9 protein-coding genes and 2 tRNA genes are annotated in these 21,353 nt (G+C 73.4%); 4 read left to right on the top strand and 7 right to left on the bottom strand.

What is annotated here, in order from left to right; translation table 11 throughout:
* Positions 1 to 288 precede the first annotated feature (288 nt).
* The gene (locus tag B124_RS10250; protein WP_496502411.1) at positions 289 to 1,857 is read left to right on the top strand and encodes a class I adenylate-forming enzyme family protein; all 1,569 of its coding nucleotides are present in this window, start codon (positions 289 to 291) and stop codon (positions 1,855 to 1,857) included.
* A gap of 96 nt (positions 1,858 to 1,953) precedes the next feature.
* Here the strand turns inward: B124_RS10250 and B124_RS10245 are convergent, their stop codons facing one another.
* The 3 genes from B124_RS10245 to B124_RS10235 all read right to left on the bottom strand — a co-directional run bounded on the left by B124_RS10245 (position 1,954) and on the right by B124_RS10235 (position 9,849).
* Complete coding sequence (locus tag B124_RS10245) at positions 1,954 to 2,436, bottom strand: hypothetical protein (protein WP_496502410.1); 483 nt, start codon at positions 2,434 to 2,436, stop codon at positions 1,954 to 1,956.
* A 24-nt stretch (positions 2,437 to 2,460) separates the two neighbouring features.
* Positions 2,461 to 6,918 (bottom strand): DUF6531 domain-containing protein, encoded by a 4,458-nt coding sequence (locus B124_RS10240; protein WP_496502409.1) that lies wholly within the window; start codon positions 6,916 to 6,918, stop codon positions 2,461 to 2,463.
* A 162-nt stretch (positions 6,919 to 7,080) separates the two neighbouring features.
* Complete coding sequence (locus B124_RS10235; RefSeq protein ID WP_496502408.1) at positions 7,081 to 9,849, bottom strand: protein kinase domain-containing protein; 2,769 nt, start codon at positions 9,847 to 9,849, stop codon at positions 7,081 to 7,083.
* 360 nt (positions 9,850 to 10,209) lie between these two features.
* Between B124_RS10235 and B124_RS10230 the strand changes: the two genes are divergently transcribed.
* Positions 10,210 to 11,097, top strand: a complete 888-nt coding sequence (locus tag B124_RS10230) for an MIP/aquaporin family protein (protein ID WP_496502407.1) — start codon at positions 10,210 to 10,212, stop codon at positions 11,095 to 11,097.
* Between the two features lie 445 nt (positions 11,098 to 11,542).
* Here the strand turns inward: B124_RS10230 and B124_RS10225 are convergent.
* Positions 11,543 to 11,616 (bottom strand) — tRNA-Ile (locus tag B124_RS10225).
* 221 nt (positions 11,617 to 11,837) lie between these two features.
* Positions 11,838 to 11,910 (bottom strand) — tRNA-Asn (locus B124_RS10220).
* 183 nt (positions 11,911 to 12,093) lie between these two features.
* On the opposite strand from B124_RS10220, the gene B124_RS10215 reads away from it, so the two are divergent.
* Together B124_RS10215 and B124_RS10210 are read left to right on the top strand one after the other, a co-directional pair.
* Positions 12,094 to 12,414 carry a YtxH domain-containing protein gene (locus B124_RS10215; RefSeq protein ID WP_496502406.1) on the top strand — a complete coding sequence of 107 codons (321 nt, stop codon included), beginning with the start codon at positions 12,094 to 12,096 and terminating at the stop codon, positions 12,412 to 12,414.
* A 133-nt stretch (positions 12,415 to 12,547) separates the two neighbouring features.
* Entirely contained in the window at positions 12,548 to 14,242 is a 1,695-nt protein-coding gene (locus tag B124_RS10210) for an FGGY family carbohydrate kinase (protein WP_496502405.1), read from the top strand.
* Between the two features lie 845 nt (positions 14,243 to 15,087).
* On the opposite strand, the gene B124_RS10205 is transcribed toward B124_RS10210, so the two are convergent.
* On the bottom strand, positions 15,088 to 17,130 hold the full coding sequence (locus tag B124_RS10205; RefSeq protein ID WP_496502404.1) for a metallophosphoesterase family protein: 2,043 nt from the start codon (positions 17,128 to 17,130) through the stop codon (positions 15,088 to 15,090).
* Positions 17,127 to 21,347 carry an FtsK/SpoIIIE domain-containing protein gene (locus tag B124_RS10200; RefSeq protein WP_496502403.1) on the bottom strand — a complete coding sequence of 1,407 codons (4,221 nt, stop codon included), beginning with the start codon at positions 21,345 to 21,347 and terminating at the stop codon, positions 17,127 to 17,129. The genes B124_RS10205 and B124_RS10200 overlap by 4 nt, the downstream gene beginning before the upstream one ends.
* Positions 21,348 to 21,353: the final 6 nt, after the last annotated feature.

Genomic DNA, 21,353 nt, shown 5'->3' with positions numbered 1-21,353 from the left:
GTCACCGCGTGCCGGGCCCGCGGGGGCCCGGAAGCCGCCATCCGAGCCGCATGTGCCCGACGCCACAATTCGAACCAAGCATCAAACACAGCCTCACACACACGTCGATGCGCCCGAGAGGTCAGACGTGTCTTGTATGTCGCCCTTCCTCCGACGAATCCTCAACTAGGCGTCAAGTTGCGCTCCATCGGCGCCCCAGTCCGCCGCTCCACACTGTCGGCGCGCCACCGCGGAGGCACCGCCGCCCCTCGGTGACCGAACGTGACGCCGGACTGGGTGGAGGGCACCATGAGCCAGAATCCGAACCACAAGCGCGGCCTTTATCTCGGTACGGTGCCGGAGCGGGCCGCGGTGAAGCACGGCACCACGCTGCTGACGCTCGACCACGACCTCGACGCCCTGCCCGAGGCCGGCCGCCGGCTGACGGTGGCCGAGGTGGCGGCGTTCGCCGCGGACCTGGCGAACCGGCTGGCGGCGGCGGGCGTACGGGCCGGGGAGCACGTCGCCGTCTACAAGCGGGCGAACGCCGACGCCTGGCTGCTCGCCACCGCCGCCGCCCGCCTCGGCGCGATCCCCGTCATGCTCTCCCCCGCGCTGCCCGCGCCCACGGTCGCCGCCCTCCTGACGCGCCTGCACGGACCGAACCGCCCCCACCTGCTCACCGACGGCCCGAAGCTGGCCGAACTGGACGGCCAGCCCCTCGGCGAGCTGACCGCGTCGGTGATCAGCGTGGCCGGCGCCGGCCGCGGCGTGCCGTCGCTGGTCCGGCTCGCCGGCTCCCCGCCCGTACCGCCGGTGTGCCAGGGGCTGGACGAGCCGGCGCTGATCACGCACACCTCCGGCACGACGGGCGTACCGAAGCTGGTCGTCCACACCCCGCGCACCATGCGTACGCGGCTGCGTCCGCAGCTCGCCATGCTCGCGCTGATGCGCCGGCGCGAGACGGTCGCGGTCAGCGTGCCGTTCGTGCACTCGCGGCTCTTCGCCGCGATGAGCCTGGTGCTGCTGAAGGGCATGCCGACGCTGCTGCTCAACAACCACGAGCCGGAGGAGGTCGCCACGTTCTTCCTGCGGAACCGGCCCGGCCTCATCGAGGCCCTGCCCAACTCGTTCCTCGCCTGGGAGGGCCTGGCCAACGACCCGCGCGAGCCCTTCGCGTCCGTGAAGTACTTCTCCTCCACCTTCGACGCCCTCCACCCCCGGACCGTACGCCGCCTCCTGGACGCCTCCCGCCGCCGCACCCCGCAGTTCTTCCAGATATACGGCCAGTCCGAGGTCGGCCCCGCCGTGGGCCGCCCCTACTTCCGCCGCGACACCCGCCGCATGGACGGCCGCTGCGTCGGCTTCCCGCTGCCGGGCAGCGCCCGGGTCCGCGTGGTCTCGCAGAACGGCCAGCGCGTCTCCGCCACGAACCCGGGGGCCATCGAGGTCCGCTGGGACGGCATCGCCAAGACGTACCACGGCGAACAGGACCGCTACGACGAGAACGTCCACGACGGCTGGTGGCGCACCGGCGACGTCGGCTACCGCACCCGCGCCGGCTGCCTCCACATGCTCGACCGCGAGATCGACACCATCCCCGGCGTCGGCTCCAGCCTGGAGATCGAGGACACCGTCCTGGACCGCCTCGACGAACTCGTCGAACTCGTCGTCGTCCAGGGCCCCGACGCCGAACCGGTCCCCGTCCTGTGCACCCGCGACGACAAGCCCCTGGCCCCCGCCCGCTGGCAGGCGGCCACCTCCGACTACCCCCGCCTCGGCGCCCCCGTCCACCTCCCCCTCGCCGAACTCCCGCGCACCGCGACCCTCAAGACCCGCCGCACAGAACTGTCCCGCCTCCTCCACGACCGCCTCTGACCCCCGCGGGGCCCTCGCGCGGGGCGCTGCCGGCGGCGCTCAGCCCGCCGGCAGCGCCTCGCGGGCCTCCCAGCCGGAGGGGTCCGTCCGCGGGAGTTACGCCGCGAAGCTCTCACGCAGGTCGCGGAGAACCGCGCCCGAGAAGGGGTCGGTGGCCGGGTCGTCCGGGGTGAGGAGGCTGACGACGAAGAAGCCGGTGAGCATGAGGCCGACGGACTCGACCGACTCCGCGAGCTCCTCCGGTACGCCGGAGACACCGGTGACCGCGCCGGCCGTCAGCGGGCGGCGGTAGCGTGAGTAGAAGAGGGCGAACGGTCCCTCGCGGGTGCCGTCCAGCGCGTACCCTTCGTCCTCCCAGTGCTGCTCCATCCCGGCGTCGCGGGCGAAGCCGAGGATGTCCGAGTCGGACGAGTCCCCCTCCTCCGGCAGCCGCCAGTCGCGCAGCGCGTCGTCGCCCAGGCGTTCTCCGTTCAGGAAAAGCCGCGGCCAGTGGCGGAGCCGGCGCACGAGGAACCTCCGCGCGGCATCGGGAAATCCGAGGTCCGCGATGAAGTCGGTGGGATATCCGGTCAGTTCCACAGTTGCTCCTGTTGCGGTGGCGTCCTAGGGAGTCCAGCCAGAGGTGGGTCCGTGATAGGAGATCGCGCTCTTGGGGACCTTGAGATCACCCGGGCTGTACCATACGTGCTTGCCCCGGTCCCCCCTGATCGCCTTGAAGAGGGCCTTGTCCATCTCGAACTCGATCATGTATTCCGACTTCTCCTTGGTGACGCCGAGGAACGATTTGAAGCCGCCCGGCTTCTTGAGGATTTCCGCCGGGCTCATCGGGGTCACGTAGACACCGTTCGGGTGCCCCTTCGCGGGGGAACTGGCCTTGAAGAGAATGCCGTCCTTCCCGCCGCCGCTCATGATCCTCTGGTAGCTCTCCTTGTTGGTGAAGTGGCGGACGACCACCTTGCAGGGCGTCAGGCCCAGCGGGTCGATCTCGGTGAGCGGGTTGGCGACGTAGCCGTGGTGGTTCGGGGCGGGGTCGAGACCGAGGGGGTCGGGGCTGAGGTAGCGCGCGGTCTCGGGGTCGTAGTAGCGCTGGTTGTTGTAGTGGAGCCCGGACTCCGTGTCGCGGTACTGCCCGGGGAAGTCGAGCGGGCAGTGCACGGCCGGCGCCGTCGCGCCGGAGGCGGCGGGTTCCGGCAGCGGCCCGCCCCACAGCGTGGCCTTACGTTCCCACGCGACCGTGCCCTGGCGGTCCAGCAGGGAGGTGGGGGTGCCGGCGAGGTCGGTGACGATGGCGTAGAAGCGCCGGTCCACCTCCGCCTGGCCGAGGTCGGCGGGCCCTTCCACCTGTGTCAGCGGCCGGTCGGCTCCGGGTTCCCAGTCCCAGGTCGTGACCCGGCCGCCCGAGGTCTGCTCGGCCAGTCGTGAGCCGTCCCAGGTGAAGAGGGTCTCCCGCGTGGTCGCCGCGTCGTCCCGGCGGCGTTTGCCGATCCGGCGGCCGAGCGGATCGTACGCGTACTCCCACACGGCCCCGTCGGGACAGGCGAGAGCGAGAAGCCGGTCCTCGGCGTCCCACTCGTACGTCCACTCCCTGAGCTTGCCCGACAGCGTGCGCACGCTCTTGCGGACCAGACGGCCCTGGCCGTCGTGCTCGTACCTGCGGCGTCCCGCGGTGCGCAGCAGCGTGCCGGAGTACGTGAGAGAGGCGTCCTCCGCGGACTCGGCGGACCCGGGGGACTCGGGGAGGCGGTCGCCGGCGCGGACCTCGGCCGCGGTGAGGTTGCCCAGCGGGTCGTACGCGTAACGCTCGCTGTGCTCCGCCGAGGTGAGCGCGGTGACCCGCCCGAGGCCGTCCAGCGTCAGCTCGGCCGCGCCGGCACCGGCCATCCGGCCAGCTCCCCGGTAGCGGAAGTCCCGCTGCCGGGCGGCGCCGTCCTGCCCCACCGCCTGCGACACGAGCCGCCTGCCCTGGTCCCAGACCTGCCGCAGCACGGCCTCGGGGCCGACGCGGCGCTCGATCTCGTTGCCGAGGGCGTCGTGGCGGAACGCCACGGTCGTCCCCGCGGTGGTGAGGGAGACGGCCCGGCCCCCGGGCGCCCACGACCAGTCGGAGACGGCACCCGAGGGGGTCACCCGGCGCAGGCGGCGGCCCGCCGCGTCGTAGGTGCTGGTCACCACCCGGCCGTTGCACTCCTCCGCCAGCAGGCGCCCGCACGGGTCGTACCCGAAGCTGATCTCGGCGTGCCGGTTCGACGCGCGGACCAGGCGTCCCGCGGCGTCGTAGCCGAAGCGGCTCACGCCGTCGTGGGCGCGCTTCTCGACGGTGGCGCCGTTGGCGTCCCTGACGAATTCAGTCTGCTGCCCGGCGCCGTTGACGTGGGCGACGACGTCTCCGGCGGCGTTGTAGCGGTAGGTGAGCGAGCGGCCGTTGTAGTCCGTCTCGCCGACCAGCCGGGACGCGTCGTCGTAGCGGTACTCCCACGACTGCCCGAGCGGGTTGACGACCCGCCGCAGCGCGGTCTCCGTGTCGTACTCGATCACGGTCCGCTCGCCGAGGTGGTTGGTCACGGCGGTCGTGACCCCGAACGGTCCGATCTCCGTGCGTGTCCTGGCCCCGTCGGCGTCCACGTGCTCGACCAGGTTTCCCTCGGCGTCGTACGCCCACTCCTCCGTCTCCCCCGTGGCCCACCGCCGCCGGGCGGGCAGGCCCTCCGGGGTCCACGCCATCTCCGTACGGGCGCCGCCCGGTTCGGTGACCGCGCTGATCCGGCCGAAGGGGTCGTACTCGACAGCCGTCACGCTGCCGTCGGGATCCGTGATCCGGACCGGCAGTCCCACGCCGTTCACCTCGACCTGCCGGCGGTGTCCCAGGGCGTCCGTGACCAGGCGCAGGGCACCCGAGGGGTGGTACTCGGAGGTCGAGACCGCATCGAGCGGGTCGGTCTCGGCGACGAGGTTCCCGGCGCCGTCGTACGCGTAACGCCATTCGACGCCGTCGGCCTCGGTGATCCGCTCGGGCAGCCCGGGACCGGCGTACACCGCCCGGGCGACGCTGCCGTCGGGGGTCGTGACCTCGGTGACGTTGCCCTCGTCGTCGTGGGCGTACGACGTGCTGCGGCCGAGCGGGTCCGTCAGCCTGACGAGGCGGTCGAAGCGGTCCCACTCGCGCCGGGTCACGTTCCCCAGCGGGTCGGTCTCGGCGACCAGTTGGTAGGCGTCGTTGAACTGGTAGCGGCTCACCTTGCCGAGCGAGTTCGTCACGGTGGTCAGCCGGGTGTCGTCGTCGTACGCGTACGAGTAGTCGAGGAACCCGTCCGTTCCCTGCGTCGCCGTGCAGCGTCCGCGCTCGTCGTACTCGTACGCGTACCAGTACCCGGTCCGGTCCCGCCAGCCCGTGATCCGGTGGCGGTCGTCGTAGGCGTACGTGAGCGGGTGACCGGAGGAGTTCACGACTTCGGTGAGGTCGCCGTTGCCGTCGTAGCCGAACCGGACGAGTGCGGGAGCGTCCGGGGCGTCGCGCAGGCGCAGGGCCGTGATCCGGCCGCCGGCCGTGGTGACGTCGACCGCGTAGCCGCCCTCGTGCACGACCGCGACGGGCGAGGCCGCGTCGTCGTAGGCGACGGTGATGCGGTTGCCGTTCCGGTCGGTGAGCGCACGAAGCGGCAGGTCACCGGGGTCGCCGCCGGGCAGCGGCTGGAAGTGCGTACTCACCCCCGCCTCCGGGCGGGTCACCGTGATCAGCCCGCCCGGCGAGCTGTCCCAGGTGAGGGGCCAGCGCGGACCCTCCACGGGAAGGACGGCCACGTCCGGCTCGGGCACCGGGTACTGCAGGACCATCCCGTCGTCGGTGACGTACCGCACTCCCGTGTCATCGAGGCGCAGGTGCTGGTCGAGCGTCGAGGCCCAACTGCGCCCGAACCACCGGCCGGTACGCACGCTCGTGCGGTGATGCCGCTCCAGGACCAGCGGGAGAACCCCCGGCAGCGACACGTCGGTGTCGGACATGACCATGTCGCCGGAGGCGATGTCGATCGGATCGCCACAGGTGAACAGCCCTTTGATGCCCCGGGCACCCTTCCGGAGGCCCTGCGCCAGGCCCTTGACGGCCGCGGTCATGCCCTTCAGGCCGGTCTTGGCCGCGGCGAGACCGCCCTTGAGGCCCTTGCCGAGCTTGGCGAGGGAGGTGAGGCCCTTCATGCCGGGGATGCAGTCCAGGGCGGCGAAGGCGACGTCCCACAGGGAGGCTTCGCCGTTCATGTACTTCATCAGTGTGTCGGCAAGGACGACCAGCGCCGCGGCCAGGACCACCCATGCCAGGGGCCCGCCGATGATCAGGACGACGATGCCCAGGACCGCGACGATGACCTTGCAGACGTTGACGATGGTGTCCCAGTTGTCCTTGACCCAGTCGACCGCCTTCTCCCACCACTTACGGTTCTGAATCCCCGCGTCGGACGCATCCTCCAGCTTGTCCTTGGCTTCGTCGGCGGCATCCTCACGCATCTTCTTCGCNTCNGCGGCCATCTTCTTNGCCGCTTCAAGACCCGACTCNGCATTGTCGACGGCCGTCTGGGCAGAGGCCCGCGCAGACTTGGCATCGGCCGCGTTACGGGCCGCGGCCCGCACCTCCGACTCGTCGGGCTTCTCCTTGCCCTCCTTCTCGTCATACTCCTCAGTCTTNGCNGTNGCCCGGTCCACCCAGGAGTCCGCCGANTCCAGNCGNCCGNTNGCGGCGGTCAGATCACTCTGCGCCTCCCGNCCCCTGGCCAGCGCCTTGTCGGCGAGGGACTGCGCCCGCTCCAGCTTCGGCCAGTACGCCGCCAGCGCATCNCCCGCCAGGTCATACGACCGCTGAAGCTTCTTCAGATTCCTGGGAACTTCCTCGAACTCATCCTGGAACGCCTTCGCGGTCTTCCCCGCCCACCGCAGCAGCGCATCCTCACCCGCCATGCCCTTGATCTGCCGCAGCGCATCCGCCACATCATCCGCGAAGTCGTGCAACTCACGCGCCAACTGCTTGACCCGCTCCGGATCCCCCGGCGTCGGATCGTCATCCAGATCCAGCACATGCCAGTCCGTCGGACGGTTCCCCACGGTGCCCCCGTACGTCGATCCCGGTCGTCCCCTGACACGGCACCGACCACACCGTCCGGCGCCGCGCGACCTGCACGGAAGGACGTCAGAAAGGGCCACTGCGGTTCTGCCCCGCCGCAAGAAGCCCCGCGGGCGCTACGCGTTCCCCGGCTGGGTCGGGTCGCGGTCGCGCCGCTCGTCCAGGGCCTCCTGGGTGGCGGCGAGGTCGGCGAGGAAGTCGGCCGGGGTCTGGTAGCGGGTGTCGAGGTCCTTCTCGGTGAGTTTGCGCAGCACCGCCTTGAACGCCTCCGACACCGCCAGCCTGTCCACCGGCACGTCCTCGGTCAGGACGCTGTAGAGCAGGGCGAGCGGCTCGACCGCGTCGAACGGGGACTCGCCGGCGAGGCATCTGTAGAGGATGAGGCCCAGCACGAACAGGTCGGCCCGGATGTCCGAGTGGTGGCCCAGGGCCTGCTCGGGTGAGATGTACCCGGGGGTGCCGATCACCGCGCCGGTCTGGGTGAGGCTGTCCGCGTACCGGCCCTCGTACCGGACGATGCCCAGGTCGATGACGACCGCCCCGCGCTCCGGGTGCAGCAGCACGTTGGACGGCTTGAGGTCGAGCCGGGACACCTCCAGCGCCACCGCCTGTTCGAGCACCCGGCCGATGTCTCTGCCCAGCCGGGTGGTTTCGGGGGCGCTGAGGGAGCCGCGGTCGTCCAGGGCGTCCTCCAGGGAGGGCGCCTCCAGCAGCTCCATGACCAGGGCCGGGTCGGGCCCGTCGAGGAAGTCCAGCACGCGGACGACGTGGGGGCTGCGGAACATCTGCCCGACGCGGGCCTCTCGTTCGAGCCGGGCCCGGACCTCGTCGTGTTCGACGAGGGAGCGGTTGAGGAGTTTGACGGCGACCGGCTGGCCGGTGCGGGTGTCCCGGCCGCGGTATACGGCGCCCATCCCGCCCTGGCCGATGAGTTCGCGTACCTCGTAGCGGTCGGCGAGGACGGTGATCGGCGTGACCGGATCGGGCCGGCGGGCAGCAGAAGTGTCCGGCTCGGGGCGCGGGCCGCCGCTTCCCGGGGGGCCGATCCGGTACGAGCCGGTGGGCTCGCCGTTCGTGCTTGTCCCAGCCGGCGGAAACGGCGCGGCGCCGGGCGGGGGCGGCGCGGACGACGCAGGGGGCGCGGGCGACACGGGCGATACGGGTGGTGCGGGCGAGCCGGCTCCGAGGGGCGGGGCCGGGACCGGCGCGGCGGCGTCCGGGCGGCGGCCGTCGCCGACGGAGGCGTCGTACAGGCCGGGCGACCAGGAGGCGCCCATGCGCAGCTCCGCCCGCTCCGATTCGCTGCGCCGCGCGAAGTCGTCGAGCTGGCGGCGGAGTTGCGTGGTGAGGGTGTAGTAGCTGGGCTGTGCCTCGGCGGGGTTGCCGACGACGGTCATGTCCGCCCGGCCCGCCTCGCTGACGACCTCCAGCACGTTGAAGCGCGTCAGATGGCGCAGCAGGCGCTCGGCGGTGGGGCTGTCCATCCGCAGCAGCGGATCGATCCCGGGCTCGTTCCCGCCGCCGCCGAAGATGTCCGCGGCGGTGAAGGAGCGGCCCCTGCTGCGCAGTGCCCAGTCGACCACGTGGTAGCCGCCGAGCCGCCAGCGGTCCTGGTCCAGGGGTACGGCGGTCAGGCCGGCGGGTCTGCCGTCGGACACGGCCGCGGCCACGAGCAGTTCCAGCTCGCTGTAGAACTTGATGCGCTCCCAGTCCTCGGCGGGGATGCGCAGGCACGGCGCGCTGTTCTCCCAGGCGACCAGGCCGTTGAACTCCTGCAGGAGACGCCGCGTCAGCCCGCGCGCCTTGTAGCTGAGATAGCGGACGAACTCGGCCCGCCGCCACGGGTTCAGGCCGCCCTCGACGGCCTCCGGCCGGGCCCCGGCCGGAGGCCGGGAACCGCTCTGGGCGCTCCGGTCCGGGGAGGTCAGCGATCGTACGAGCCGCTCGGGCGCCTCCCACAGGCACGGGACGTACATCCGCCAGGCGAAGACGCTGTCGTAGACGCCGTTGCCGCGTTCGGCGTCGCGGATCGCCCGCTCGTGCAGGTCGATCCCGGCGACGAGGACGAAGTGCGCGCCCCGCGCGGTCAGCACGTTCTTGAGCCGGGCGAGCAGCGTCTCCAGATCCGCCAGCGCCTCCTCGCGGTTGTCGGTGAGTCTGTCGATCTCGTCGAGCACCACGACGGGGTGGATCCGCAGCGGTCCGGGCCGCCTCCGGCGGCGGAGCAGCCGGCGGCGCGGCCGGGCCGTCCGCCCTTCCCTGCCGGAGAGCAGCCGGATGATGCGCAGCAGGTCGTACTCGACGTCGGTCTCGGAGTAGGCGAGGAACGCCGCCTCGGTGGCCTGCGCCTGGATACGCCTGCCGCTGAGGCTGAGCGAGGGGGCCAGGGCGGCGAGACCGCCGCGCCGCACGCCCGCGCCGAGGGTGGCGCCGCGTTCGGTGCTCTCGGAGTGCGTCTGGGTGTACGACAGCGAGGTGCGCATGTACGCGAGCAGCAGCTTGTCCTGCACGTCGGGCGGCAGGCGCTGGAGCAGCTCCCGGTCGTCGAGGGTCTCGACGATCCGCCGCACGATGGCGAACAGCAGCTCGTCCGCCGTCATCGCCCGCGCCACCGTCAGATGGACCGCGAGCAGTTCCTCGTCACCCCGCCACTCCCCCGCGGCCGCGGTCAGCGCCCGGCCCACCAGGGTGGACTTGCCGACCCCGCGGAACCCGGTGACGAGGAAGGCACCGCCGTGCGAGTAGCGCAGGCGCTCGTCGAGCGCGCCGATCAGCTCCTCGTGGCCGAGGGTGGGTAACGCGCTGTCGCCAGCGGGTAATGGCTCGTGGATATACCGGAAATCCCGGTGCAGTTGCACGTCCAGCACCGCAGGCGCCCCCCACATCGTCTCTTCGCTCCCAGCTTAGGGCCCGCAGCCGCGGAGGGTGGGGTGGTCGCGGGCGACGGCGGAGGGTGGGGCGGGTGGGACTCGAACCCACGACCGGCGGTACGGAACCTGGCGGGCGGCAAGCAGCGCGGCACGGCCGGGGTCGGTCAAGGTAACGGGTTGGCCGACGTTCTGGGGCGGCTGGTGTCCCGGGTGACCAGACTTCGTTGAACCCCCTGCGCCATAGCCTCACTGCCTGTCGCGCGGGTTGCTCCGTATAGGTGAAATCTGCGGATTCACCGGCGCGTCTACCCCGAATAACCCTGCGTTTCGGGTGAGGAATTGAAGGTCCCGTGGCTTTCTGACCGAGGAGGGTACATGGCTGAACGCATCGTTCGTCGACGCGGGTATCGAGAAGGACTCGGCGGCGAGATGGCAGCCGAGTTCCTGGGCACGTTCGTGCTGATTCTGCTGGGTATCGGGTCGGTGGCTGTCGCAGTCGCCGGCCTGCCGGGATCAGGCCGGCAAACCGGCGACTTCGGGCCCGCCAACTGGCTCATCATCTCGTGGGGATGGGGCCTCGGCGTGGTATTCGGCGTGTATGTGGCAGGAGGTATCAGTGGAGCCCACATCAATCCCGCAGTGACCCTCGCCTTCGCGGCTCGACGGGTTTTCCCCTGGAGGAAGGTCCTGCCCTACTGGCTGGCGCAGGTCGTGGGCGCCTTCGTCGCCGCAGCGCTCGTCTACGCGACCTACAGGTGGGCCATCGACGCGGCCATCACAAAAGAGGGTGTCCCGCGGGACAAATCACTGTCCACATACTCGATCTTCGCCACGTTCCCCGCCGAATACTTCGGAGACTCCTGGTGGGGTCCCTTGCTCGACCAGATCGTGGGGACCGGCATCCTGCTTCTGCTGATCTGCGCACTCATCGACAAGCGCAATACGGCTCCGATGTCCAACCTCCATCCGTTCCTCATCGGTTTGGTGGTCGTCGTGATCGGTTTGACTTTCGGCACAAACGCGGGGTACGCAATCAATCCAGCACGTGACTTCGGCCCCCGATTGTTGACGTATTTCGAAGGCTGGGGCTCTATTGCTCTCCCCGGTACGTTCGAGTGGTTCAGCAGCTATTGGTGGATCCCCATCGTCGGCCCGCTCATCGGCGGACTCGTCGGTGTCGCGGTGTACGACCTGATCATCTCCCCGCTGATCAGGGCCAGGGGTGCAGAGCCCGAAGAAGGCCCCGCCACCGAGGAGCCGTAGAACACGAAGCAGGCTGTCCGCCGTTCCCGGGCAGCTACTGGCCGAGCCGCCCAGCCCAGGCTGTCCCCTGCTCAGCACTCCCGCGGCCTCGCAGGAGTGCTGAGCGCCTACAGGGCCAGGCCGTAGCCCGGTCACTCCCACGGACCCATGGGAACGCTCGGGAACCCTGCCGGCCACCACCCCGGAGGGGGGCACTTGCCATCGTAGAACGCCCGGCCCGCCCCGAGCCGCTCCGCGAGATCGCAGCGTGTCCCCACCGCGTGCGCATGGCGGACCGGTGGTGGCTGCCGTGAGTCCCTCCGCGGCGCGGCGAACTCAAGATCGCTTAGCGTTCGGGCCAGCAGCGGGCCGGCAAACGATCTCCACGGCTGCCCGGAACGCGTGCGCCGACCAGAGCTGAGCAGGAAAGCCCTGGTCAGAACGACCCTCTGGGTGAGCCTCCGGGTGGGGCGGGTGGGACTCGAACCCACGACCGACGGATTATGAGTCCGTTGCTCTAACCGGCTGAGCTACCGCCCCGTACGGCGCGTCACGTACAGATGTGCGCGCCGTCTGCCGCAGCATAGCCGCTCATACGATCTGTCGCCCGGAGACCCCTTCGTCGGGGTGAGGCCGGGCCGCTGCGCATGTCCGGAAAGACGCGGGCGGACCGCGTCCGGTTCCGGGGGCGGCGGTGGGGCTGGGAGGGTGGCGCGGGCAGAAAAGGCGCGAAGGCCCCGGTCGGGGCCTTCGCGCACCTGCTCCCCCGACTGGACTCGAACCAGTAACCTGCCGGTTAACAGCCGGCTGCTCTGCCGATTGAGCTACGGAGGACTGCTCCGCACGGAGGCCCTTCCGGCTCCCGGGGGGCGCTCCTGTGCTGCTCGCAATACATTAGCGCATGGCTGGGTCCGCTCCGAAATCGGTATTCACCCCTGCCCCCTCTCCCGGGTAGCCGTACCGGTGACGGCAGGGCGGCACAGCCCAGTCGTGGCAGTCCGAGGGAAGGTGGAGACCATGCGGTACCGGGTGAGCTTCGTTGCGGGGATCGCAGTCGGGTACGTCCTGGGCAGTCGGGCCGGGCGGGAGCGCTACGAGCAGCTACGGAAGGCGGCGCAGCAGTTCAGCGAGAACCCCGCCGTGCGCAACGCCGCCGAGGCCGCCGCGCTGACCAGCCGGGACGCCGTGACGAAGGCGGCGAACTCGCTCTCCACGAAGTTCGCGGACGTCGTGCCGGAGAACCTCGCCTCGCGCGTCCACCTCCGCCACGGGAACGGACACGCGAACGGCAGCGGCCGGCGCGAGGAGTCCGACGACTGGGGTACGACGAACACGTGACCCCTCGGCCGCCCGCCGGGCGGGGGCGCCGGTCCTGGCTCCCCCGTCCCCGGGCAGGCCGGATCCCGCCGGTCCCGCGGCCGAAACCGCTCCGGTGCCCGGGCGGCCCCGCCGATAGGAAATAATCTGCGGCATGGGGATAGTCGCCGGTCTGGACAGCTCGCCTGAAGGCACCAACATCGTCGTCTGCGACGCCGACACCGGCGCGGTACTCAAGCAGGGCTACGCCCCGCATCCGGCGTCCGAGCCGGCCGACGAGGCGGGGGCGGCATACGCGGCATACACCGCCGACCCGCAGACGTGGCTCCTCTCGCTCGGCGAGGCCGCCGACGGCGGCCTGCTGGAGGGCGTGCAGGCCATCGGGGTCGCCGCCCAGCAGCACGCCGTCATCCCGCTGGACGCCTCGGGCGCGCCCGTACACCACGCGCTCACCGGCAACGACAAGCGGGCCCAGGGCGCCGCCGCCGACCTCGTCGGCGAGTTCGGCGGCCGGGCGGCGTGGGCGGAGGCCGTCGGCGCCCTGCCGGACGCCAAGCTGCCCGTCACCAAGCTGCGCCGCTTCGCCGCCACCGAACCCGACCACGCCAAGCGCACCGCGCAGCTCATGACCCCGCACGACTGGCTCGTCTGGCAACTGCTCGGCAAGCCGTCGCGCCGCACCACCGACCGCGGCTCCGCCTCCACCACCGGCTACTGGTCCGCGTACACCGGCGAGTGGCGCCGCGACCTCGTCGAGCTGGCCCTCGGCCACGAGGCCGGCCTGCCGGACGTGCTCGGCCCCGCCGAGGCCGCCGGCCGCACCCCCGAGGGGCTGCTGATCTCCGCCGGCACCGGCGAGACGATGGCCGCCGTCTTCGGCCTCGGCCTCGGCGCCGGCGACGCGGTCGTCACCCTCGGCGCCTCCGGCTCCGTCTACGCCGTGCACGACGCGGCGCTGCCCGACACCGGCGGCACCGTCACCGCGCTCGCCGACGCCACCGGCATGCACCTGCCGGTCGTCCACACCCTCAACGCCCTACGCGCCCTGCGCGGCGCCGCGGAGCTGCTGGGCCTGGCGCCGACCGACCTGGAGCGGCTCTCCGAGATGGCGCTGAACTCCACGCCCGGCGCCCACGGGCTCGTCCTCCTGCCGTACCTCGACGGCGAACGCACCCCGAGCCTCCCCCAGACCGCCGGCTCCCTGCACGGCCTGCGCCGCGAGAGCATGCGGCCCGATCACCTGGCACGCGCGGCGTTCGAGGGCATGTTGTGCGGCCTCGCGGACGCCTTGGAGGTGCTGCGGGCGCGGGGCGTCACCGTACGCCGCGTCTTCCTCCTCGGCGCCGCCGCGAACCTCCCGGCGGTGCAGGCGCTGGCGCCGGCCGTCCTCCAGGCGCAGGTCGTGGTCCCGGCGTCCGCCGACTACGCGGCGCTCGGCGCGGCCCGGCAGGCGGCGTGGGCGCTGGGGGTCGCGGAGGGGCGGCTGAGCGCGGAGGCACCTCCGGTGTGGGAGACGGGGCCGCACGAGACGTTCGAGGCGGACGAGGACCTGGCGCTGGGCCACGCGGTACGGCAGCAGTACGCGGCGGTGCGGGAGTCCGTGCACCCGGGTGCGCTGGGCCTGGCGGCCGGCACGGGGTCGCCTGCGGCGGGCACGGGGTCGCCTGCGGCGGGCACGGGGTCGCCTGCGGCGGGCACGGGGTCGCCTGCCGCGGGCACGGGGTCGCCTGCCGCGGGCACGCCGGGGCCTGCAGCGGGGGCGACGGCGGGTGGTGCCGCGGATGCGGCGGCGGGGGCGGGGCAGGAGGAGCAGGGCCAGGGGGCAGGGCAGGAAGCGGTGCAGAGCTGAGCCGACGGTTCCACGGGACGTCGGCCAGGGTCCGTGCCACGCGGAAGTCGCCGCGCGGTGCGGAGAGACGCCGGGCTCGGGAGTACGGCTTCGGCGGGCCCCGGCCAGGGGCACCCCGCCGCGAACACCGCCGACAGCGGGCCGGGGCCGCCGCGGCGGGCGACCGGCCGGGCCACCGGCGCTGACGTACACCCGGCGCCGCGTGCGGCTGCGCCGCGGCAGGCACCGGCCGCCGGTCGGCGGCGGATGCCGGTCGGCGGCGGATGCCGGCGGTGCACGTCGTTCGGGGCGGGCCGCGGTTTCGCCCGGCTGGCGACGGGCGCCTTCGGCGCCGTCGGTGCGGTGCCGGGTGCGCGGGCGTGAGCGCGGCGCTCTTCCGCGCACCGTGCCGCAGCCAGCGGCCCCGGCCCGGCGCAGCCGCGGCACGGCCGGGAACCGGCCGGACCACCAAGCGCCAGAACACGCGGAGCACCGCGCGCCCTTCCTCCCGCGCAGCGTCGCCGCGTGTCACGGCCTCGACCCGGTCGACGTTGCGGCACCGCCGGGACCACATCGGCTTCGTTCCGGTCGACGTTGCGGCACCGCCGGGACCACAGGACCACCGGGCGCCAGAACACACGGAGCACCGCGCGCCGGACCCCTCCCCCGCCGTCGCCGCACGCCACGGCCCCGGCCCGGCCCACGTTGCGGCACCGCCGGGACCACAGGACCACCGGGCGCCAGAACACACGGAGCACCGCGCGCCGGACCCCTCCCCCGCCGTCGCCGCACGCCACGGCCCCGGCCCGGCCCACGTTGCGGCACCGCCGGGACCACCGGACCACCGGGCGCCAGCGCGCTGGGCGTCACGCGGGGTCGTGGCAGAGGGTGGGCAGGGGGGTTTCGTCTGGGGCGCCTGGGGTGAAGCCGACGGTGGGGCCCGGGGTCCAGGTGCCTGCCTCGTAGCGGACCGTGCGCAGTGCCAGCGCGTGGTCGCCGCCCTCGCGGGCGACGAAGACCTCGTTGTAGCCGTTGCGCTCGTCCGACTCGCGGCTCCCCAGCGCCGGGGCGCCCGCGATGCGGGTGGTCCAGGGGCGGGCGGTGCCCAGCAGGCGTTCGGCCGCGGTGAAGCCCAGGTGGGTGTGGCCGTGCAGGACCAGGGACGTGGCGGCCTCCGCCAGCGTCCACTTCGCCTGGCCCGCGTTGACCACCCCCGAGTACGGGGCGATCTCCACCGCCGGCACCGGCGACAGCGGGTGGTGCAGGGCCGCCAGGGTGACGTAGCCCGGTGCGCGCGTGAGCCGGTCGAGTACGCCCCGGGCGATGATCCCGGGGTCGTGGCGCTCGAAGTCCAGCACGATCCGGTGTACGGCCTCTCCGTCCGCCGCGTCCGCCGCCGCCACGTACCTCTCGCGGAACCGCTCCAGCCGCTCCCGGTCCCGGTCGTGCGCCGGTTCGCCGCCGGACTCGGCGGTGCCGAGGAGGGCCACCCGCAGCCCGGCGTCCGGGTAGGTGACGTAGGCCCGGCGCCTCGCGGTGTCGGGCTCGTGCAGGTCGGGGTGCGGGTAGGGGGCGAAGACCCGGGCGAACCAGCGGTGCCGCGCCTGCGGGTCCTCGTCCAGGCACAGCTCCCACGACACGTCGTGGTTGCCGCCGGTCAGGAGCACCCGCGGGTCGTCGGGGCGCAGGTCGGCGTGGTCGGCGAGCTGGTCCTGGAGCGCGCGCAGCCACGCGAGCGCCGTCTCGCCGTCGGCGTCGACGGGGCGGTTGACGAGGTCGCCCGTGGCGATGATCAGGTGCGGCGCGCGGCCCTGCCCGGCGAGCTGGCGCACGTGGTCCAGGTACGCGTCCAGCGGCGAGCCCGCGCCCGCCAGCTCCGCGAGCCGCTGCCCGGCCTGCGAGGTGTCCTTGGCGTCCACGTTGGCGCGCAGCCCGCCGCCGTGGTGGAGGTCGGTGACGTGGTGGACGCGCAGCACGTCGGGCAGGTGGCGGACGAGCACCGGGTCGTCCGCGGGCGGCGTGTGCGCGGCCCGTACGGCGACCTCCACGCCCGCGTCGCGCCACCGCCGCGCCCGCAGCGCCGCCCGGTGCTCGGGGGCCAGGCCGTCGTGGAACCACTGCGGCACGTACTGGTGCCGGCCGCACGCCTCCTCGTACGCGGCCGTCGCCAGCCGCGCCGCGTCGGTGCGCAGCGCGGGGTGCTCTTCGGCGGTCTGCAGGGCGAGTTCGAGGAGGAACGGCGTGTGCAGCCACGCGGGTTCGACGCCACGCAGCAGCTCGACGACCCCGGGCGCCCACTCCGGGGCGCGGGCGGCCATGCGCGCGCACTCGTCGTCCGCGAGCGGCGGCGGGCGCAGCACGTCCTTGGGTGCGTCGGCACCGAGGTGCGGGGCGAGCAGCAACTGCTCGGCGGGGGTGGCGAAGACGACGGGCACGGCGCCCACGTCACGCACCTGCTCAAGACCGGCGGCCAGCGCCGCGGGGTCGACTCCGGCCGGGGGCGGGGGCGCGGGGCTGCGCAGTGCGGCGCGGGTGAGGGGATGCGTACGGGCCGGGCCGCCGGCGCCCTCCGCGCGCCGCGCCAGCGCCGGCTCGTCGACCAGCACCACGCACCCGTGCGGCACCCCCGGCGGCTGCCGGGTGCCCCGCAGGCACGACAGGCCCCGGCGCCGTATCGTCTCGGCGGTCGAGCGCAGGTCCACCCGGCGCGACGGCTGCTCGCCCCGGGCCCGTGCGACGGCATGCGCCAGCCACGTCTTGCCCGCCCGGCGGGGCAGCTCCACCAGCCACGCGGCGGAGTTGGGCAACTGGCCCTCGACCAGGGGCCGCGCCCAGCCGGGCAGGTGATCGCCGGGGAACCGGACGTCCAGCTCGGGCTGGTAGGCCCGGCTCGGCCGGAAGCAGCTCATGGGGCTGGCTCCTCATCACTGTCGCTACGGGGGCCGTCGCCCCGTGGGTTGTCCGCCGACGGCCCGGCGGGGCCGGGAGCGGAGGCGGGGCCGGGAGCAGGGGTGGCCGGAGGCTGGCGGCCTCCGGCCCGGAACGACTCGTCCCGCAGGCTCACCTGGCTCAGCGCGATCCACTCGAAGAACGGCCGGTCCGCCAGCCACACGTCCCCCGGCCGCAGCAGCCCGACGTCCCGCAGCTCCATCCGCTGCGCCGGCGCCGGCTCCGGCGGGGGCGCGCCGGGGGACTGCAGCAGCGCGGCGCGGCCGGCGGGGCCGATCTCCGCCCAGCGGGACTGGAACTGCTCGCTGCGCCCGATCAGCAGCTCCTGCCGGCACAGCTCTTCGAGCGCCGGCCCGCTCGTCAGCGGACGGCGGTCGTCCGCCTGGACGGCCCGTACCACCGCGTCGCCCATCACCTGGAGGTAGAACGGCCAGGTGCCGACCAGCGCCAGGATGCGCGCGCCCGCGCGGCCGGGCTCGATGTCGACGCCGAGGTTCGCGGCCGTGCCGGTGAGGAACGCCAGCGCATGCGGCTCGCCGAGGGGGCCGAGGATGCGTTTGTCGACGTCGTTGCCGAAGCTGGAGCCGGGGGCGGTGAGCGCGGAGCGCACGACGGTCTGCCAGTCCTTCTCGGTGCCGGTGTAGACGAGCCACGCGCCGGCCTGGCCGAGGTCGCGCAGCCAGGAGACGGCCGCGGGGTGGTATTCGGCGAGCCGGCCGACCTCGTCGAGCAGGAACGCCTCCCGGTCGGCGTGCGCCGCGCGCTCGGCGGCCCGCGTGAGCAGCGCCTCGGCGGGGCTCGTCGCGCCGCGCACGGCGGGGTCGAGGAGGGCGGCCAGCTCGTCCGGGCTGTCCACCTGGCTGGCGCGGTGGGGGATGGTGAGCTTGCGGACCCGGCGCGCGCCGTCCGCGACGAGGCGCCGCTCCAGCTCGCCGAGCACCCACGTCTTGCCCGCCCGGCGCGGGCCGAGCAGCGCGACCGAGGTGCCGGTGGCGTACCGGTCGCGCAGCCATGCCAGCTCCGCGTCCCGGCCCACCGGCCGGCCCGTACCGCCGCCGACGTGGAAGCGGTCGGCGGCGAAGTCCAGCGCGTCCACCCGGAACGGGCGCTGTGTCAGCGGCACTTGGGCGTCCCGTTCCCGGGCCGCCTCGCCGATCCTGGCCAGCGCCTCGGCCTGGCCGCGGGCCGTGGGAACGCCGGGCAGGAGCGCGACCTGCATGACGGTACGGTCCCGGCCCTGGGCGGAAAGGGCGCGGCCGGGGGGCAGGTACTCCGGCACCCGGCGGGGGTTGATGCCCGCCTCCTCGTAATCCCGGTGGTCGCTGAACGGCAGCACGAGCGTGTTCGAGGCCGTCCTCCTGATCCGGGCGGACAGCACCGCCCGGCCGCCGGCGACGACCGGGTGGACGCCGACCCGCGGCCCTTCCCGGAAGAGCCAGCGGCAGTCATCGACGTACTTGCCGTGCTCCGCGTCCTCGAGCACCTCCTGCAGGCCTTCCCAGCCGTCCAGGAGCACCAGCAGATACGGCAGCCGCCGGTGCGTCGCCACCGCCTGCCGCTGTGCGGCGATGTCGGGGAACGCCCCGGCGGCGAGCTGCGACTGCCGTACCCGCACAGTGGTGGTGAGCCGGTCCAGCAGCCTGGTGAGCCGGTCGCGTTCGCTGCGGGAGACGACCGCACCGCAGTGCGGCAGTTCGCCGAGCACCTGCAGCGCGCCGCTGCCGCAGTCGATGCCGTAGAGGTGCACGTCGACCAGGCTGTGCCGGCGGGCGACGGCGCCGGCCACGGTGCGCAGGAGCTGCGAGCGCCCGCTGCGTGGGCCGCCGGCGACGAACAGCGGCGTGTTGTCGGACAGATCCAGCATCGCGAGGTCCTGCCGCTGGGCGTCGGGGGCGTCCGCCAGGCCGATCGGCACGGGCACCAGGTCGCGCCACCGCTCGGGCTGCGCGTCCGGCGCGGGCCGGCCCGCGGACAGCGCGTCCAGGTCGATCTCCTCGCGGAGCGGGGGCGGCAGCAGCGCCGTGGGCCTGGGGATGCCGGCGGCAGCGACGGCATCGCGGATGACGTCCACGAGGGTGGCGAGATCCGTCCGCCCGGTCGGTTCCGGCTCGACGCGAAGGGATCTGCCGCCCTCCTCGTCGCCCGCCCACGGGGCGCCGCGTACCCGCACGAGCGGCTCACCGCCCGGGCCGACCACCGAGAGCACGCCGACACGCGCGGTGCGCAGCCGCACGAGCGCCTCGGCGCCGGTGCGTACGTACGCGGCCCCGGGCTCGGACGTGTCGAGCCAGGCCGCGTTCGGCGCGTCGATCACGTCGATGCTCTCGCCCTCGGCCGCGACCCGCAGGGCGATACGCAGGTTGGTGTTGGCGCGGATCTCAGTGGTCGCCACGGCGCCGGGCCGCTGGGTGGCGAGCACCAGGTGGACGCCGAGGGAGCGACCGCGCCGCGCAACCTCCACGAGGCCGCGGACGAAGTCGGGTAACTCACTGATGAGCGCCGCGGCCTCGTCCACGACGAGCACCAGCCGGGGCAGCGGGTCACGGGCGCGTTCGTCCCCGGCCGCGTATAGGTCGGCGTAGCCGCTGATGTCACGCGCTCCGGCCCTCATCAGCAGTCCCTCGCGTCTGCGTAGTTCGGCGGCGAGGCCGGTGAGGGTGCGTTCGACGAGATAGCCGTCGAGGTCGGAGAGCATCTCGACGGTGTGCGGCAGCCGGACGCAGTCGGAGAACGCGCTGCCGCCCTTGTAGTCCACCAGCACGAACGACACGGCGTCGGGCGGGTGGGCGGTGGCCATGGAGGCGATCCAGGTGCGCAGGAACTCCGTCTTGCCGGAGCCGGTCGTGCCGGCGACGAGGGCGTGCGGGCCGTCGCGTACAAGGTCAATGGCGACCGGGACGCCCTGGGACTCGCCGACCGGGGCGGAAAGCTCGGGGGGAAGTCCCCACCGGCCCCGGCGTTGCTCGTTGACGTCGTACGGCGGAAGGTCGAGCAGGTCGAGCAGGCGGGGGCTGCCCGGCTCCGCGAAGACTGCGGGGTCGCGGAGGGGTGCGAGGATGCGGCCGATGCGATCGGTCTGTGCGCGGCTGGCCCGGTGCGCGTGCCAGCCCTCGTGTGCGGGCCTTCCCTCCTGCAGCAGCCGGGGGGTTCCGTCGATCTCGCCTGTCGCGCGGCACTCCGAGGGCAGCAGCCGCGCGTACTCCTCCAGGCAGATCGAGAACACCGCGTGCTCGGGTCCGTGCTGGAGCAGTTCCGAGACCGCCGGCAGCGCACGCAGCCTGCGGGCTCCGTCGAGCACGAGCACGGCCGCGGTCGGCTGGGGGCTTCCGGGCGGGGCGGAGCCGCGGCTCAGGAGGTCGTGGATGTGCCGGGCAGCCGTCTCGGCGTCGTAGGCGATCCGCGGGCCGGACGAGGGGGTGTGCGGGATCAGGCGGAGGAAGTCCCAGACGCGGCGGTCCCGGCCGCTGGTCAGGACGTGCACGTCGACGTCTGCGGGGCTGTGCGTGGCCAGGATGGAGGCGACGAGCCACGCGCCGGCCTCGCCCGCCTGCTCACCCGCGAGGCCGAGGACCCCGACGTCGGGCAGGTCCACCAGGACCGGCACCGGCTGCCTCGGCTCGGGGAGGTCGAAGTCGTAACCCAGCATGAGCTGGAGGAACGGCGCGCTGCCCGGAGCCCGATGCCATAACTGTGCCTCGCCGAAGAGCAGGCTGCGGGGGTCCTGGAACCATGACTGGCCGCCGGGCTCCCTGTCCGGATCCTGTCGCCTGCCCGGCAGCAGGCGCCGCCAGCCACTGCGCCCGGGCCTCGGGACGTCCGGGTCACCTCCGCGGCGGGAGACCAGGAGCGTGCCGCCGTCGCGCGGTTCCGCGACTCCCTTCTTGAGGAGCTGGCGGTGGATGAACTCGGGCGTGACGTGGTTCCACACCGGTTCGGCGGGCGGTTCACCGAGCCAGAGCCGGGTGCCGGGGCGCACGGGCACGTCCGCGAGCGTGGCGTCGGGCGGCAGTTGGCTGGCGTCGGCGAAAAAGAGCGGATGCGGGCCGGGTGGGCGGCGGCACCAGTCCGCGAGCCGCCGCGCCACCATCGCCACCGACGTGTTGTCGGGCGCCTCCAGCACGACATCCTGCTCCGCACCGTCCGGCAGGACGACCGTCAGCATCCGCTCCGTGGCCACCCGCGC

This window comes from Streptomyces sp. CNP082, assembly GCF_059570535.1.
The sequence above is the reverse complement of the archived record's forward strand: the minus strand, read 5'-3'. Positions and strand labels throughout refer to the sequence as shown.

Coding starts and splice junctions, on each gene's coding strand:
- B124_RS10250 (WP_496502411.1), top strand. CDS start 289: ATGAGCCAGAATCCGAACCACAAGCGCGGCCTTTATCTCGGTACGGTG.
- B124_RS10235 (WP_496502408.1), bottom strand. CDS start 9,849: ATGTGGGGGGCGCCTGCGGTGCTGGACGTGCAACTGCACCGGGATTTC.
- B124_RS10230 (WP_496502407.1), top strand. CDS start 10,210: ATGGCTGAACGCATCGTTCGTCGACGCGGGTATCGAGAAGGACTCGGC.
- B124_RS10215 (WP_496502406.1), top strand. CDS start 12,094: ATGCGGTACCGGGTGAGCTTCGTTGCGGGGATCGCAGTCGGGTACGTC.
- B124_RS10210 (WP_496502405.1), top strand. CDS start 12,548: ATGGGGATAGTCGCCGGTCTGGACAGCTCGCCTGAAGGCACCAACATC.
- B124_RS10205 (WP_496502404.1), bottom strand. CDS start 17,130: ATGAGCTGCTTCCGGCCGAGCCGGGCCTACCAGCCCGAGCTGGACGTC.